This window comes from Shewanella sp. 553 (assembly GCF_059338375.1).
This window is the reverse complement of sequence record NZ_CM181701.1, coordinates 1982081-1998890: the sequence shown is the minus strand read 5'-3', so window position 1 is coordinate 1998890 and position 16810 is coordinate 1982081. Positions and strand designations below refer to the sequence as shown.

Sequence of the window (16810 nt, the reverse complement as noted above, 5' to 3'; positions counted from 1 at the left end):
AATCAGATTTGATATGGCAAGATAAATAAATTGGTTGTGCTCAAAAGGTGGTCAGCGTTAGCCACCATAAAAAATCACTCGTTATCAATATGGCTATTTATTTATCATTTTAGATTTCACTTAGAGAGGTGATTTAAATTTTAGGTAGATTAAATATAAATAGTAGGCTTTCATTTTAAAAATTAATAAAAAGTTTATGGATGATACTTATGAAATTAAAAAGCCAGCTTAAATTAATTAAACTGGCTTTATGATTACCATCTCATTATTCGCGTGAGTAGCATTGCAAGCTTGGGGCGATTTGGGATTCAGTTCGCATTTTGCGAGGCAACCCTAAATTGATTAAAACGTTTCGACTCAACTTTTTCGCCTTGTTCATTTAAATACCAAATGGCCTCGACATAATCATGTTGATTAACAAAGTCCAACGCTTTATCTAGCGGCATTAAAAATAACATGGTTGAGATAACATCAGCATAAATCTGCTGCTCATTTAAGACTACGGTAGTCGCTATGCCATTAGGCTTAGGATAAAGGGTGGTTGGGTCAATTAAGTGATGATATTGCTGACCCTTCACCTCAAAGTAACGTAAGTAATTGCCACTACTGACGATAGTCAAGTCTTGACCTGTCACCACTTCATGGAATTGCCCCTCAAAGGTGGCGCATTTAGGCAATTGATACTCACTTTTTTTACATAGGGGATCTTCAATCGCAGTGACAAACTGGCGTCCCTCTGGATGCAGACCAAAGTGACGAATATTACCGCCTGCATTGATCATAAATTGCTGCGCACCATCGGCTTTTAATTGGTCGTACACTTTTTCGGCCATCCAACCTTTGGCAATACCGCCTAAATCGATACTCATGCCCTCTTGTAAGCGAATGGTATTGGCTTGCCTATCAAGTTGGATCGCTTCTATGTGAGTCAATTTAGCTGCAGCAGTTAATTCTGCAGGTGTCGGAATACTGCACTGGCTGGGATCATTATTAGCCTTAATGCAAGCAAAGCGGTGATTGCGCCACAGATCGATAACGGGTGACAGCGCAATATTAAAATAGCCATTGCTCTGCTGATACCAGTCAATACCTGATGCGATAAGCTCGGTCAGCTGCGGATCGATACTATGGGTTTTACTGGGAGACTCGTTAATGGTTTTGATATTGGTTACATGAGGGTAGGTACTGTAATTGGATGCCAGATAGTGATACTCCTGGATCACGGCTAATGCGTTACACAGCGCTGTTTTTGCTTGCACATTATCCATATTGTACAGATTCATAGTGACCGAGGTGCCAAAATACTTAACCGTGTTGAGTGTCGCGACCTTGTCATCAAAACTGATTAAACCGTTGGCTTCACATTGATAAAATTGCGTTAGTGTCGCGGGCGAATATTTATCGCTAGGTAACACTTTTGCCGCGTTAACATCATTTGCTAACGCAGCAGCACTGCTACATAAAATAACCGCTGAAGCGAGTAATGTGGGGAATGAATATTTCATAATGCATCTTTATTGATTAATTGCCTGCTATAAGAAGTAGCACTAAATTAGTGGTGCTACCTATTATATTCTCGAGAAATGTTACCTTGTTCAAAGTTATTAACGTTAAGTTGCAAACCTGCGGTTTTCCGCAATTGTCGAAATATCTGGTGGGTTTATGCTGATAGCCAATGATTAAATAAAAGGGCAATCAAAAGATGACCACTCAAAAACGTTTTAAACAAAGCCTTATTTTCACCGCTATCACACTTGCTAGTTTAACTACTGTAGGTTGTGCCACCCAAGTAGCACCTGGCAAATACGTTGATGGCGTACATCAAGTACAAGCTAAGGGTAAAAAAAGCCAAATCGTACTCGAAGTCAAAGTGGAGCAGGGCAATATCGTCGATATTAAAACCCAGTCTCATAATGAAACCGAATCATTATTTCTTAATGCCGAACGTTTATTGGCAAAAGTCCTTAAAAACAATGGTCATGAAGGTATCGATGCGGTATCTGGCGCCACTTATTCATCAAACGGTATCTTAAAAGCGGTTAACAAACTACCACGTGCTAACGGTATTCAACCTGAATATGTGGCTGTTGGTTCAAAAGAAGCCTCAGGTGACGATGACTTTAAATTGAAATGGTCAATTCAACCACAACTAGGGTTAATCTCTGGTGACTATTACTATGAGGAAGCTCGTTTCCGTCAGGGCCATAAAGGCAGCATGACTGTCGTCACTAACAGCGCCAACAAAGATGACGTTATTTTAGCCGAGTTTAACGAGAGCGGCCGCCCTAACTACTACACCCGTTTATACCAAGATGTACCTAAGCGTATGTCTGAATACAACTTCACTATGGGTAAGAAAAAAGGCACGGCGTGGGTGCAATCAGCACTGACCATGGAAAAGTTGATGATGGAGAAAGACCAACTCATCTTCGAACCTAACCCAAATCACGATCCTAAATTGGCTAACAAGCTAAAAGAGCCAAACCGTTTACGCTACCTAGGTATCGATATTGTTGCGGGTGCATCAAACAGTATTCAGCAATCGATGATCCCATTAACAGCCAAAATTTATGATCAAATCCAAACTGAAGGTACCCATTACAAGTTCTATCAACACGCCGAAAAAGTGCTAGACAGCAAAGGTAAATGGACCGGGATCACTGGCATGTTACGTGTCGTAGTTGATACCGACACCAAGCAGATCGCTAAGGCGCAGTTTGATGAGATCTTCGCTGATGAAAAAGCGCAGATAACAGATGCCTCAATGAAAAAATATTATCGTCAATCAAAGTATGACTCGATCAATTATGTTGAGCCTGCACGCATCGGCTTTAACGTGATGTTTGATGCACTTAACGAACATCTTAAGGCTGGTGGATCACTATTTGACATCAATGATTTACCTGCAACAGGTGACAGCGGTAGCTACGCGGCAACCGGTTTCACTAAGCGTTCAAGTTCATGGGATCTGTACCTAAAGCATGCCGATATTCTGTATAAGCAGATGCGCGCCGATGGTGTGATTGTGGAACACAAACGTCCTGCGACTAAATAACCCTTTATACAAAGATAAGAGATGATGATTATGAAAACATTTACGCTTTCTTTATTAGCCACCAGTCTACTTATGTCACCACAGCTGTTTGCTGATGATACGGTTAATTTTTATGGTCGTTTAGACTATTCAGTGACTAACTCAGATTCGGGTAGCGCAACTCACGACGGTAAAAGTGGCACTATTTTAGAAAACAACTTCAGCCGTCTTGGGGTTAAAGGCGAAACCGCGCTTAATCCAGACTGGTCAATTTTTTATAAGGTCGAAGTGGGCGTTAACGGCGCATCACAAAGCAAGTCAAACAATCCGTTCTCTGCGCGTCCGACATTTATCGGTATTAAGCACGACAGTTTAGGCGCACTTGCGGTAGGTCGTATCGACTCTGTATTTAAGATGGGCAAAGGCTTTGCCGATGCATTTGATAATTACAGCCTAAAGCACGATCGTCTTATGCCTGGTGATAAACGCCATGGCGACTCATTCGAGTATAAGAGTCCAAAATGGAACAAGTTACAACTAGGCGCGAGCTATTTGATGGAAGACAATTACTTTGCCGAATCCGATGTTCGCAAAGACAACCCTAACTATCAAGTGGCTGTTACCTATGGTGATAAGTTCTTTAAGAGCGGTGATGTCTACCTTAACGTGGGTTACTCTGATGGTATCGAAGATATTAAAGCGACTCGTTTTGTTGGTCACATTAAATTCGATAACATAAAGCTTGGTACTATAGTGCAGCAAACTGAGTTGATGAATCCAAGCAAACCGCATTATGAAGATCGTGATGGCTTAGGCTTTATCGTCAGCGCCACGTATCAAATTGACCAACTGCTGCTAAAAGCGCAATACGGTAATGATGATTCGGGTACGGGCAAGATTGCACATCGTGTCTATGATGCGCTAGGTGATGCGGCACTAGTGGTGCCAGAAGTGAGTCAGTGGGCAGTCGGCGCTGAGTACCGTTTAGCCAAATCGACCCGTATTCATACCGAAATTGGTCAGTTTGATGTTAAACAATACTCAGACTTTGACGACACCATTGTAAGTTTAGGTCTGCGTTACGACTTCTAACGGATAGCTTATTTTCTGTTATCTCCCTGCAGAGCAGCACATGGATGTGCGCCCCCTTATTATCTAACATCAATATCACTTACCGCCAATCTTGCTCCATCGATGCCATCTTGCCTAAGTTACATGCTTCGCACAAAATCTGTAGATTGTTGATATCCAGCGCCAGGTCCGGATAACGCGATCGGGGTTTGATATGGTCAACATGCAGTACCGCGCCCGTTTGCACCGATGCGCCACAAGAGACGCAGCGGCGGCCATAGCGTTCTAAGACCTCTAACCTCAGCTTTAGCCAGGCTTTGCTTTTATAAAAATCGACGCTGTCGCTTAATGGCGATGCTTCAAAAGGAGCGTCAAAACTTAAGTGCCCCTGGGTGTCACTGAAAAATGAAGCGTTGATATCGCGCTCATCTTGATGTTTAACCAACCACTTACCAATGCCGCGCATCGCGCTTTGCTCCGTTTTGTAGTGTTTAGTACGAATACTATTGGCAATCCTGAACGTGACGCTAAAATATCGCTCCATTTATGGCTCCTACTTGTAATTTTTTGGTTCCTAACGTCCACTTAACGTACTGCTTAATGGACCCAGCATAAATCAGTTTTAACTATTTTTCATTAACTTACCTTTGGGTGCTGGCTTAAATTTAAGGCTATTATGTGTAGCCATGAAATGGCAGTCGACTCAGTAAAATATGGATAAGGAGCCTCGTTAGGCTGGCATTATCAGCCTAACGACATTAGCCGATATGATTGTCGTATGCCTAGTCGCACACTGAGTAAAGAGTGGTTCAGCGGCGTACATCCACAGCATGTGACATTACCCTTTTAGTAAGTAGATGTGTCGTCTGCTAGCTATGCTAAGCGCTCATTTGTTAACATTCGCTACAAATTTGCCACAGCCTATATTGCCTCGCGGTTTAAAGCAGCATAGCCAGCAGCAGAGATTAATTAACAATCATTAATATAAATGGTCAGTCGTAATTACGTAACATATTGATATTTAATCGTATAATATAAATATCAGCCTGTGCAGTGAACGACAATACCACCTAATCATCACTCTATTTCTAAAAAGGGGATTTCATGTACCGTATCGTTAACGGCGGACTCGTGACCGTAGCGTTGCTCAGTTGCACTAGCTTAAGTGCCAATGAATTTGTATTAAGTAAAGTCGCTAAACCTATCTCTCAAGCGGTGCAGTTGTCACTGGATCCGGCCCGCGATGATTTTTCAGGTTCGACCCAAATCTCCCTTAACGTGCTCAACGCCACCAAGGTGCTCGACATCAATGGGCTGGCCTACACTGCCAGTAATGTGACCTTGAGTGGCGATAAGCCCTGTGAAATGTCGGCCACCATGCTCGACACCGGCATAGTGAAACTCAGCTGCCCGCATACTATTACCCCTGGTGAATACACCTTGTCGCTCGATTTTACCGCCCCCTATAATCGGCAATCGGTCGGCTTATATAAGACTATCGATGGCGACTTACCTTATCTGTTTACCCAATTTGAGATGAGTGATGCACGCCGTGCATTTCCGCTATTCGATGAGCCTGAGTATAAAATCCCATTTCAGCTCACCATTAGCGCTCCTAGTCGCGAAAAGGTGTATAGCAATACACCCGAGGTCGACACGCAGCAGCAAGATGGCATGACCATACATACCTTTGCGCCAACGCAGACCATCTCCTCTTATCTGGTGGCGTTTGCGGTGGGGCAATTTGAAGAGATAGAAGTGAAGGGCATGAGTGTCCCTGGCCGGGTGATCACCACTAAAGGTAAAATTGCCTCAGCCAAATATGCCGCCGAGCAGATGCCTATTGTATTAGGAGCATTGGAGGACTACTTTGGTGTTGATTATCCTTTTGCAAAGCTGGACTCTGTCGCCGTACCTGAGTTTCCTTTTGGCGCCATGGAAAATGCCGGGTTAGTGACTTACCGTGAAGATATTTTATTGCTCGATGATGCCAGCGCCACCCAAAGTGCCCGTCAACGTACGGTCTCTATCGTAGGCCATGAGCTAGCCCATCAATGGTATGGCAACTTAGTGACCATGGCGTGGTGGAATGATTTATGGTTAAACGAAGCCTTTGCCAGCTGGATGGCCGCCAAAATTACCCATCAGACTCACCCAGAGTTTGAGTCCAACTTACGTTTGCCCAAAAACCGCGTCATGAGCCTAGATGCGCGTTTATCGACCAAGCCGATCCGCAAGCCGATTAATAATGAGGCCGATATTATGGATGGCCTAGGTTTAGCCTATAGCAAAGGGGAAGCTGTGCTTGCCATGGTTGAAAACTGGATAGGGGAAAGTGCCTTTAAGGCGGGTATTCGTCAATATATTCAAGATCATGCTTATAAAAATACCACCGCCGATGATCTGTGGAACGCGCTGGCTAAGGCCTCTGGTAAAGATGTGCCCCAAGTGCTGCGCACTTTTATCGAGCAATCATCTTACCCGCTAGTGAAAGTCAGTCTTAATGGTGATCAATTAACCTTATCTCAGCAGCGCTTTGTGAGCGCAGGGACGCAAGCTCCAGCGCAAACCTGGACAGTGCCAGTGTCGCTTAAATTTGGCGATGCGAAACAGAGTCAGCAACAAACCTTACTGCTTGATAAGCCAAGTCAAACCTTTACATTGCCCTTTGCCCCCACTTGGGTTTTCCCCGATGCCGATGGCATGGGCTATTACCGTTGGTTACTGCCAGAACCACAACTGAGTGCATTATTAGCCACAGCCAAAACGACACTCAATCCACGTGAGCGACTCGCGTTGCTGTCGGGCGCCGATGCACTGCTTGATGCAGGCTTTATTGATGGCGGCGCACTGCTCAATATTATCGGTGAATTTGTCGATGATCAGCATCCACAGGTGGTCGCCAGTGCATTAGGGCTGTTGCAGGCACAAAAACAGACCTTTATAGATGCCAGTAATCGTGAGTTATGGGCCAAGTTTGTGACCGCCAGAGCTCAGTTAGCGGTCAAGCGTTACGGTTTATCGACCGTCGATGGCGAAGATCCGCAGATCAGTAAACTGCGCCCAACACTGATCGCGCTGCTAGGGTTTGAGGGACAAGATCCCAATGTCATTGCAACAGCAACCAAACAGACACAGGCGTATTTAGCGCAAAGCGATGCGGCTGATCCCTACTTGATTGGTACTTATCTGCAGATAGCCGCGTTTAATGGCGACGACACCTTGCTTGAGCAGATGCAGCGTCAGTTTGAAACCACTAAAGATGCTCAACAACGCACCCATCTGTTGTATGCCTTAGGTTATGCGCCTGCGGGTAAGTTGCAGCAACAGATATTAGCTTACAGTCTGAGCGAGGCGATAACCGCGCCGGATCTGAGTTATCTTTATGCGGGGCAGCTGTATCGTGATGATCGCAAACAAGCTTTTCGTGATTGGGCTTATGCGCATTATGATGCGATTGCCAGTAAATTACCGCCGTTTGCACTACCTCGTTTACCAGGCTACCTTGCCAGCGGTTGTGAGCTGGCGCCACTTGAGCGGGCTGAGGTGTTTTTCACCCCAAAAGTTGAACACGTCGCCGGTTATGGCCGCAGTTTAGCTAAACTCAATGAGCAGGTTACTAACTGTGTGATGTTAAAACAGCGCGAGCAGGCCAGTGTGGTGAGTTTTCTTCAGCAGCAATAGCCTCTCAGTTGATTAAACATCATAATAAAGCCCGCATTGGCGGGCTTTTATGTGTTAGGTGACGTTTAAATAAGCGTTTATCGGCTAAGCTAGGCTCAGCGGCTGAGTACACTATTTGAATGACCAATAATGTTAATGCCAATTCCACTATTTTATCGCGTTAAGCTACTGTAAATTGATGTCGACTTTGATAAAATGCCGAAAAATTTTCATCGAGAGTTAATTATGCCAATGTACGTTGTGGGACATAAGATCCCGGATTCAGATTCTATTTGCGGCGCAATTGCGCTGGCTTACCTCAAAAATCAGATAGGCGAAGCGGCCATTGCAGCTCGTCTTGGTGAACTTTCACCAGAAACAGCCTTTATTTTAGAGCGTTTTGGTTTTGACGCGCCAGAGTTTAAAGAAAGTTATGCTGGCGAAGAAGTGTATATTGTTGACCACTCTGAATTAACCCAAGCGCCTGACGATATTGACCAAGCCACTATTGTGGGTATTGTCGACCATCACAAGCTGGGTGACTTAACCACATCGACTCCGCTTGAGTGCTGGATCCGCCCAGTGGGTTGCAGCAACACAGTGATCAAGATGATGTACGATTTCTATGGTGTTGAAATTCCTAAAGATATCGCTGGCATCATGCTATGTGCCATTTTAAGTGACACTGTGATCTTTAAATCTCCGACGTGCACCACTGCCGACATAAAATGTGTTGAAGCGCTAGCTGAAATTGCCGGTGTTGAAGATTACAAAGCCTTAGGCATGGAGATGTTTAAGGTGAAGTCTGCGGTCGAAGGCACGCCAGTACGCGATCTGGTGATGCGCGACTTTAAAGACTTCAACATGAATGGCAAACTCATCGGTATTGGTCAGCTTGAAGTGATCGATTTGTCAGTATTTGACGACATCAAAGCCGATCTTGAAGCCGATATCGCCGCCTTAAAAGCGGAAGGTAACCGTCACAGTGTGCTGTTGTTGCTCACCGATATCATGAAAGAAGGGTCTGAAATGTTGGTGGTGTCTGATGACAGCGAACTCACCACCCGCGCCTATGGCAAAGCGACCGAAAATGGCCGCGTTTGGCTTGATGGTGTGTTGAGCCGTAAAAAGCAGGTAGTTCCGCCATTACAAGATGCGCTAGCATAAAGCCACTCCCTTATATTGATAGCTTGTATTGATAGTCAGTTGTAAAAAAGCCGGCAGTTGCCGGCTTTTTTTGTGGCGCGTGTTAAGGCCTATGGCTTAGTCGGCTTTTTTGGCTTGTTGCTTCGCATGCTGTCGTAATTTTTGCAGGCGTTTATCCGCTATACCTAACACTGTCTGCGGCGGATAATCTTCAAACTCAAAGTCCCGCTCGCCGCAAGCTATGCCTGTGAGTAATTCAATGGCTTCTGAAACATGATTAATCGCCCAAATGGAGAAACGGCCTTGCTTAACCGCAGCGACGATGTCATCGCGTAACATTAAATTTTGTACGTTGGCCTGTGGAATAATCACCCCTTGGCTATCGCTGCGTCCTTTTATGGTACAAACATCAAAGAAGCCTTCGATTTTTTCATTGACGCCACCGATAGGCTGAGCATGGCCAAATTGATTCATCGAGCCTGTTATCGCAATATCTTGTCTTAATGGCAGGGCCGAAAACGCCGATAAAATAGCACATAACTCGGCCATCGATGCGCTGTCGCCATCGACGCCACCGTAATTTTGCTCGAAGGTGAGGTGAGTCGACAGGGGGATTTTATCGGTTTGGCCAAACAAGGTTGCCAAGTATGCGGTTAAGATCATCACCCCTTTTGAGTGAATACTGCCACCAAGATCCACCTTGCGTTCAATATCAAATACCGCACCTTCACCATAAGCTGTGGTGGCCGTTATACGATTAGGCACCCCAAATTGATGATCCGAGGTGGCAATAACCGATAACGCATTTATCTGACCGACAACCTTATTAGCCGTGTCGATTAGAGTGGTGCCATCGACAAAACTTTGCATCACATTATCTTTTAAACGGCACACTCTAAGCTCATGATTATAAAGAGCTTGCTCTACATGGCTCACCCTTATCATATTAGCGTTGCTGGATTTTGCCACGTAATTAGCTTCACGTAATAGGTTAGCAATGTCGGCTGAATGTAGGGATAATTTATACTTTGAGTCGGCCTGACGCGCACTAAACTCAATAACCCGTTTTATAGCCCCTCGATCGCAATGCAGCATCTTATTACCACTGACAATACTGGAGATAAATTGGGCGTAAAGCGCCTCAGATTGTGCGGTGCGAGGCATTTCGTCTTCAAAATCGGCGGTCACTCTAAATAGCTCTTTAAACTCAGGATCGTAATGTTGTAATAACTGGTAGGTTTGATAATCGCCAAAGAGGATAATTTTGACATTAAGCGGCACTGGCTCGGGATCCAGCGAAATGGTCCCCGACAAGGTTACCTCTCGTTCGAGCGAGCTTAAGCTTAACTGGCGTGACCGCAGTGCGCGCTTTAATCCATCCCACACATAGGGCTGCTCTAATACCTTGATGGCATCGATCATCAACACCCCGCCATTGGCGCGATGTAGACTGCCTGGGCGGATCAAAGAGAAATCAGAAAAAATAGTGCCTTTAAAGGTCGCATTTTCGATGTAACCAAAAATATTATGATAATTAGGGCTCTCTTCCACCACGATAGGCATGGTTTTATCGGCTTGATTAACCAATACATTCACTTGATATCGGCGGGGCATTTTTTTCTGCATCGACGCATAAGCAAGCGCAACCTGTTCTTCATTTTGCTCTAAGAAAATATCCAGATTATCGATAATATCCTTATGCATATCATGCAGGTGGGTTTTAATCACGGGATAGTCAGCATAGCTTAGCTTTAACGGGTCCATTAAATGCACTAAGACATCTTGGGCCACTTGTTCGTCATGCTTTTGTTGTTGATCGCTATAACGCTCTTCCCAAGCAGTAAATTTACGCACCACTTCACGCAGTTTTGATTCTATTTCACTGATGTTATTTTCAAGCGTCTGTTGCTGTTTATGACTTAATGCCGCAAATGTGGCTTCAGAGTGGGGCTCATCACCATTCATGGCGAGTAATTCATAGCCGCCCTGAGCGGTAATACTTAGGCTGATGTGTTTAGCCGCGGCCTCTTTAGTGATCTTATTTAATGCCGCTTCTTGTTTACTGGCAAGCTGTGCTTTTAATTTGTCTGCCCGGGTATAGTAAATCTCGTTATCGAATGCCAAGGGTAGGGCTTTGACAAGCCGTTTCATCAACTCTTCAATATCTTTTTTAAATTGGGCGCCTTTACCCTGAGGCAGTTGCAGCACCTTGGGTGTGCGAGCATCAGCAAAATTAACCACATAACACCAGTCATAAAGCGGATGATGCAAACCAGGATCATAGCGGTCTAAATAGCGCATTACCATCGTCCGCTTACCCAAACCATTACGGCCGATGGCGTAAATATTGTAGCCTTTGTCCTGCATCGACATGGCAAACTCAACGGCACTTTGGGCCCGCTCTTGGCCAACGATTTTATCTAACGGGTTAAGGCTTTTAGTCGATTTTACTTTGGCATCTAAACTGCTTAGCAGGGATGGTAGGTAAAGTTTGGCACTGGTAAGAGGGGAGATTGGCATACGCTAACTATCTCATATGAAAATATTAACTTCAGTGTAAACAGCGGTCACACAAATGACAGCAGTCATTTACTCAATTAAGGCCATATTATTAACAAATTGGTTTGTTTGATTATTTTTCATACTAAAAATAGTGTCATCTTCACGCCACACACAACTCATGCATAACTTATTAGCCTGCTGAATGACATTACTCGTTGTCAAACTTAACCCCGCTGATAAATAAACTTGCGCCTTTGTACCTGGCTGCTAAAATAACTGTGTTTATATACAGCGTATTTTATTGGGTCTTATCTATGCGCGTTATTCCTTTTCCAGCCAGTGCTGGTATTACTGGATTCGAAAGCCCTGCGGCTGAGTATTGCCAATTAGGCTTAAGTTTAGATGAACTACTGGTAGTACATCCCAACGCGACTTTCATCGGGTTGGCACAGGGGGATTCAATGCAAGGCGTCGGCATTTTTGATGGTGATGTGATTATTGTTGACCGCCATGAATGCGCCCGCAGTGGCGATGTCATAGTGGCCAACTTTAATGGTGAGTTTGTCTGTAAAATCATCGACACCCAGCGACGTTTATTACTGTCATCTAACCAACACTATCAACCTCTTAGCATTCACGACCACGATATTTTTAATATCGAAGGCGTTGTCACTCGATCGATTCGCTGTCACCGTCAAAGCCCACTACTGGTGGATCATTAAGGTGGTGTTTTTATGTTTGCCTTAATCGATGCCAACGCATTTTATTGCAGTGCCGAGCAAGTTTTTCGTCCCGATTGGCGCGGTAAACCTATCGTCGTATTAAGTAATAACGATGGGTGTATTGTTGCCGCAAATCGACAGGCACAAGAAGCCGGCATTCAAAAATTTGTGCCTTATTTTAAAGTGAAATCCTTGTGTGATCAGCGTGGGGTCATTGCCTGCTCGTCCAACTATGAGTTGTATGCTGATTTATCCAATAAAATGATGAATATCATTGGCCGTTTTGCTCCTGAGCAGCATGTGTATTCGATTGATGAATCATTTCTCTCCTTTAAAAAGAGTTATCCGGCAATTCCATGCCTACGAACCCAAGGCCAACTCATCCGCCGTACCGTTTGGAAAGAAACCCGTTTACCGGTTTGTGTTGGTATGGGCGAAACCATGACATTGGCGAAAATCGCTAATCATGCCGCAAAGAAAATTGAAGGCTATCAAGGAGTTTGTGTTATCGATAGCGAGCAGGAACGGGTGGCCATTTTAACGCAATTGGCAGTGAGTGATGTATGGGGAATTGGACGGCGGCTAAGTAAACGGCTGCAATTAATGAAAATAACCACCGCATACGAACTTGCCACTATGCCACCAGGTGCCGCCCGTAAACAATTTGGTATCGAGGTTGAGCGCACCGTGCGAGAACTCAACGGCCAGGTATGTAAAGTGTGGGATAAGGCGCGAGCCGATAAGCAGCAGATCTTCTCCACCAGAAGTATGGGGCAACGCATTTGCGATAAGCCATCGTTATTACAAGCCTTAAGTAAACATGTTGCCATTGCTGCAGCAAAAGCGCGTAAGCAAGGCTTATGTTGTCAAACCATGCTGCTATTTGCTTATAACTCTCCCTATGACGACCAACCCACAGGATTTAAAACCTTAGTCGAGTTGCCTTGTGCCACCAATTGCAGCGTTGAGCTAACCAAAGCCATGACCCAAGCGGCACATAAGTTATTTAGGGAAGGGGTGCGGTATTACAAAATTGGCATAGGGTTGCTTGATTTAACCAGTGACAAATACTGTCAGCTCGATTTATTTACTGTCTCAAAAGCCAATTTACCCCTCATGCAAACCTTAGATGGTATTAATCAACGTTATGGAACCGATGCAGTATTTCTTGCCGCTCAAGGTATTCAACCCAAATGGATAATGCGCCGTGACTTACTCACACCACAATACACCACCAAATGGCACTCAGTACCGCAGATAAAATGTTGATATATTCTAGCAATATGACTACGGACATCCGTAGTGTCGAAATATATATCCAACCATTGAGTATCCAGTCGATAGTTTAAATTTCCCCGTCAATAACTTTGGCAGCCTTGAGTTTAAATGTTTTGGACTAATTATCAGAAAATTGTCACAGCAGACGAACCATCTAGACATCGTTAAGGCATGACAAGCAATGCCGACGAGCGCAGGAGAAATGACGCGCCAATGCCGATAAGTATCATTAGTGGCACTTCTATATCCTCACACACATAGCTGCGCACAATGTATATTATGTTAAATGAGGTGTGCGGATGTGGAAAGCTTCACTCAATTTCAGACTCCTCTCATTCCAATTAAGGTGATTAATTACCAATGCCTTGAATCATGGGTCGATAGCTAGCGCTTTTATGTACATCAACATCGTCCAGACATAATTATCGTAGCGTCCTATAACGTCCTAGAATGAAACTGCTTTTTATCGCTTTAGACTGTCAAGCAACGTAACATTGAGTATTGAGTATTGAGCGTTTAGATAGACCCATTTAGATAGATCAATGCTACTGATAATCGTCTGGTACCATGAATCATTAACTGAATCACTGCTCGGTAGTTATCCGCTGAGGTCACATTTGTTGAATACCGCAGACTAGTTATGAACGTATGCAATGCCTAAAGCACCTCTAATCAATTTCGTTTAACAGCATTTGTTGCCCTCAACACTGTAGTGAACGTTAATCGGTTGGCACTCAACTGAGTGCCAGGACACATTTTCAACGCGTCGCTACGTGAAATCTAGCCTAGGTAGACCCGCATTGATTTGTTTTATGCGCGTAGCGCCGCCTGAATTTTAAGCTATTAAACCTTTTTATACCGATATAGCTAGTCAATGACGTTAACACTCACAGTGTTGAGCGATTAATGAGAGTTATCGTTTGACTATGACACGCAAATAAGCTGAGTTTAGAAAGCATTAAAATAAGCCATAAATAAGCTTACCTTACGATTTAAAGTGTGACCGTTGAATCAATTACAAGGTTTCACTGATGTAGTGATAACCACTATTTCATACTTTTCAGGTTGATGCCTTACAAGCTAACATTAAAGATGATCGGTAATGTATTTTATTAATGATGACACTAATGTTAATAATTAAAGCCTACAAAATAGGTTGAGAAAGTCACGGAATAACGGAATAATAGTTGTGAACACAACCCCTTTTCACATTGACCTTTAATGCCGATAAGTATCATTATCGGCATTAAAATATTGGTTAAATATGGTGTAAACTTTTCTTATAATAAGCATCAAGTTCAGATGCATAGCAGATTCAAGTAAATGAATTAAAGGTGATGAACAGTACAGAAAATGTTTACCGCTATGAGTTTAAGCAGATTTGTTTTATTAATTTTTATTGAATCAACATTTTTAGCCGTAATGAGAAGGTTTACGTATAAACAATATGTAACTCTACAAGAATATTTGCGTGGATGTCATTTAAGTGGGTAATACCCTGCCCGCTCAAATAGTTATTCATTACTCTGTGTGGAACAATAAGATCCTCAAACTGAATCGAAAAAGTAAGGTCATGTTTATTTTATAAGTTTGAATAACCTTCGTTGTAACCTCTGACTAATAAGGCATACAAGCGTATAATTAGACTGCCCTAGCCCTCAAAAAAGCTCTCGCAATATACTCTAATTACGACTCAGAATATCTGTGCGATATCAACCATGCAGTCAGGTACAAATGACTTAGAACCATAGATGAAACGGCTGACTGCCTGACTTTGCCGCCTAAACCACCAACACAACTCCCCTTGTCATTTACCTTATTTTATTCCCGATAAGGTATCTATTGGTTTATTCGCCGCACTTTGGTGGCGATCCGATTGACTGGTGTGTAAATATTGCGATGTGGTATCAATACTTTCATGTCCGGCATCGGCTTGTACATGTGATAACGGTCTGCCGTGTAAATTAATATCGTGGGTGATCCCGGTATGACGAATGTTATGTACACTCAATAATCGCATCGCTTTGGCATCTTCTATCATACCGTCAGCTTCGGCGCAGTCGGCACTATACTCGATAATTTTTTGCACTTCTTCCCTCACCTGGCGAATACCAAGATTAGCGTTGATCAGTCCGCTTTCTCTACCTCGGCCAGCAGCGCGATGACGTACAAATAGTGGTGTTTGTTCATTAGAACTTGGTAGATCGCTTAAACCTAAATATTGTCTGTATTCGATTAATGCAGTGAGTATTGCATTGGATAAAGGCACTGAACGCTGCTTGCCGCCTTTGCTTTGCGGGATATTAAAGCGCCAAATACCCGTCTGTTTATTTTGAGTAAATTGCCCCATGATGGGGCTATATCCCGCCCTTGCGCTGACATCTGATACTCGTAAATAGCAAGAGTAGATGAGCTTAATTAAAAATAAACTGCGTTGATGAGTCTCTGGTGAGGTTTGGGCAAGCCCTTCAACACTGCTAATGACATATGACCATTGCAGTTCGGTAAAAGCCAAGCTGTCGATATCGTCTTGATTGACTAAAAATTTATGCTTTTTAGCAAATCGCGAGTGATTCAGCCAAGCCTGCGCTGGATTGCGCTCACAATAATCCTCGGCCATTAAAAAACCATAGTAAGATGACAAAATCGCCATTTTGGTTTTTAAGGCATTGTCACTCAGCTCATAAATCTGCTCGACGCCAAGTTGCTTTTTACCGACAAAGGGTCGCCAAAGCGGATTAGGTAGACGCTGCCCCGTTGCTTTATCAAGTTTAAATTGCGCCACATTATAATAGCCAATAAGCGCTTTAGGGGGCTGCTGGCAATAGGCTACAAACTTGTCGATATCTCGGCGTGAGATCTGCCCGGGTGATTGCTTAACCACATCAAAACACCAATGTAAAAAGCAGCTGAGTTCACTACGGTAACTTTTATAGCTGTTTTCATTGTCGCGCAGAGAAAATAATAGGTCGCAAGAGAGCTCATAAATAAAGCCCGCATCTTCAATGCCATTTATGCTCAATGCAGTGATATGTTGATTGATAATGGGGTTGCCTTGCTCGAGAAAGTCTTTTGACTCAAATAATGGCAATACATTAGGCAATGATGTGATTGATGGAGCGTGATTGTTTGGCATTAGCAAATTACTTGGAGAGTATACCGATTGATACCGCTAATTTTATCATGATTAATGCATTTAATAGCTTAATTTAATTAATCAATTCGAGTATTTAGATTAAACGGAAAACATTGAATCAAAGCTTTACACAGGACAATAAGGTTATCGTGCTTTACTTACCCAATATTAAATCCCAACAGCAAGTTAGTTTAATAAACAGCCTCGATACGCAGCTTAAAACGAACAAGGATGGCCTGATCTTATGTTTCGTCGTTA

10 protein-coding genes are annotated in these 16810 nt (G+C 43.6%); 6 read left to right on the top strand and 4 right to left on the bottom strand.

Going from position 1 to position 16810, the window contains the following annotated elements:
* Window positions 1-308 precede the first annotated feature (308 nt).
* Window positions 309-1505: an FAD:protein FMN transferase gene (locus AC5YBZ_RS09010; RefSeq protein WP_494543692.1), complete on the bottom strand. Its 1197-nt coding sequence runs from the start codon at window positions 1503-1505 to the stop codon at window positions 309-311.
* A 197-nt stretch (window positions 1506-1702) separates the two neighbouring features.
* Between AC5YBZ_RS09010 and AC5YBZ_RS09005 the strand changes: the two genes are divergently transcribed.
* Together AC5YBZ_RS09005 and AC5YBZ_RS09000 are read left to right on the top strand one after the other, a co-directional pair.
* Entirely contained in the window at window positions 1703-3055 is a 1353-nt protein-coding gene (locus AC5YBZ_RS09005; protein ID WP_494519099.1) for an FMN-binding protein, read from the top strand.
* A 30-nt stretch (window positions 3056-3085) separates the two neighbouring features.
* The gene (locus tag AC5YBZ_RS09000) at window positions 3086-4126 is read left to right on the top strand and encodes a porin (RefSeq protein WP_494519100.1); all 1041 of its coding nucleotides are present in this window, start codon (window positions 3086-3088) and stop codon (window positions 4124-4126) included.
* Between the two features lie 79 nt (window positions 4127-4205).
* Here the strand turns inward: AC5YBZ_RS09000 and AC5YBZ_RS08995 are convergent, their stop codons facing one another.
* Complete coding sequence (locus tag AC5YBZ_RS08995; protein WP_494543691.1) at window positions 4206-4649, bottom strand: HNH endonuclease; 444 nt, start codon at window positions 4647-4649, stop codon at window positions 4206-4208.
* Between the two features lie 560 nt (window positions 4650-5209).
* Here AC5YBZ_RS08995 and AC5YBZ_RS08990 point away from each other — a divergent pair.
* Both AC5YBZ_RS08990 and AC5YBZ_RS08985 read left to right on the top strand, forming a co-directional pair.
* Entirely contained in the window at window positions 5210-7789 is a 2580-nt protein-coding gene (locus tag AC5YBZ_RS08990; RefSeq protein ID WP_494519102.1) for a M1 family metallopeptidase, read from the top strand.
* Window positions 7790-8014: 225 nt separating this feature from the next.
* The gene (locus AC5YBZ_RS08985; RefSeq protein WP_110457849.1) at window positions 8015-8935 is read left to right on the top strand and encodes a manganese-dependent inorganic pyrophosphatase; all 921 of its coding nucleotides are present in this window, start codon (window positions 8015-8017) and stop codon (window positions 8933-8935) included.
* A gap of 96 nt (window positions 8936-9031) precedes the next feature.
* Here AC5YBZ_RS08985 and AC5YBZ_RS08980 read toward each other — a convergent pair whose 3' ends face one another.
* The gene (locus AC5YBZ_RS08980) at window positions 9032-11434 is read right to left on the bottom strand and encodes a Lon protease family protein (RefSeq protein ID WP_494519103.1); all 2403 of its coding nucleotides are present in this window, start codon (window positions 11432-11434) and stop codon (window positions 9032-9034) included.
* A 296-nt stretch (window positions 11435-11730) separates the two neighbouring features.
* Here AC5YBZ_RS08980 and AC5YBZ_RS08975 point away from each other — a divergent pair, with 296 nt between their 5' ends.
* The gene (locus AC5YBZ_RS08975; protein ID WP_494519104.1) at window positions 11731-12138 is read left to right on the top strand and encodes a LexA family protein; all 408 of its coding nucleotides are present in this window, start codon (window positions 11731-11733) and stop codon (window positions 12136-12138) included.
* 12 nt (window positions 12139-12150) lie between these two features.
* Window positions 12151-13407, top strand: coding sequence for a Y-family DNA polymerase (locus tag AC5YBZ_RS08970; RefSeq protein ID WP_494543690.1), 1257 nt, complete (start codon window positions 12151-12153; stop codon window positions 13405-13407).
* 1825 nt (window positions 13408-15232) lie between these two features.
* On the opposite strand, the gene AC5YBZ_RS08965 is transcribed toward AC5YBZ_RS08970, so the two are convergent.
* Window positions 15233-16552 carry a tyrosine-type recombinase/integrase gene (locus AC5YBZ_RS08965; RefSeq protein WP_475516858.1) on the bottom strand — a complete coding sequence of 440 codons (1320 nt, stop codon included), beginning with the start codon at window positions 16550-16552 and terminating at the stop codon, window positions 15233-15235.
* Window positions 16553-16810: the final 258 nt, after the last annotated feature.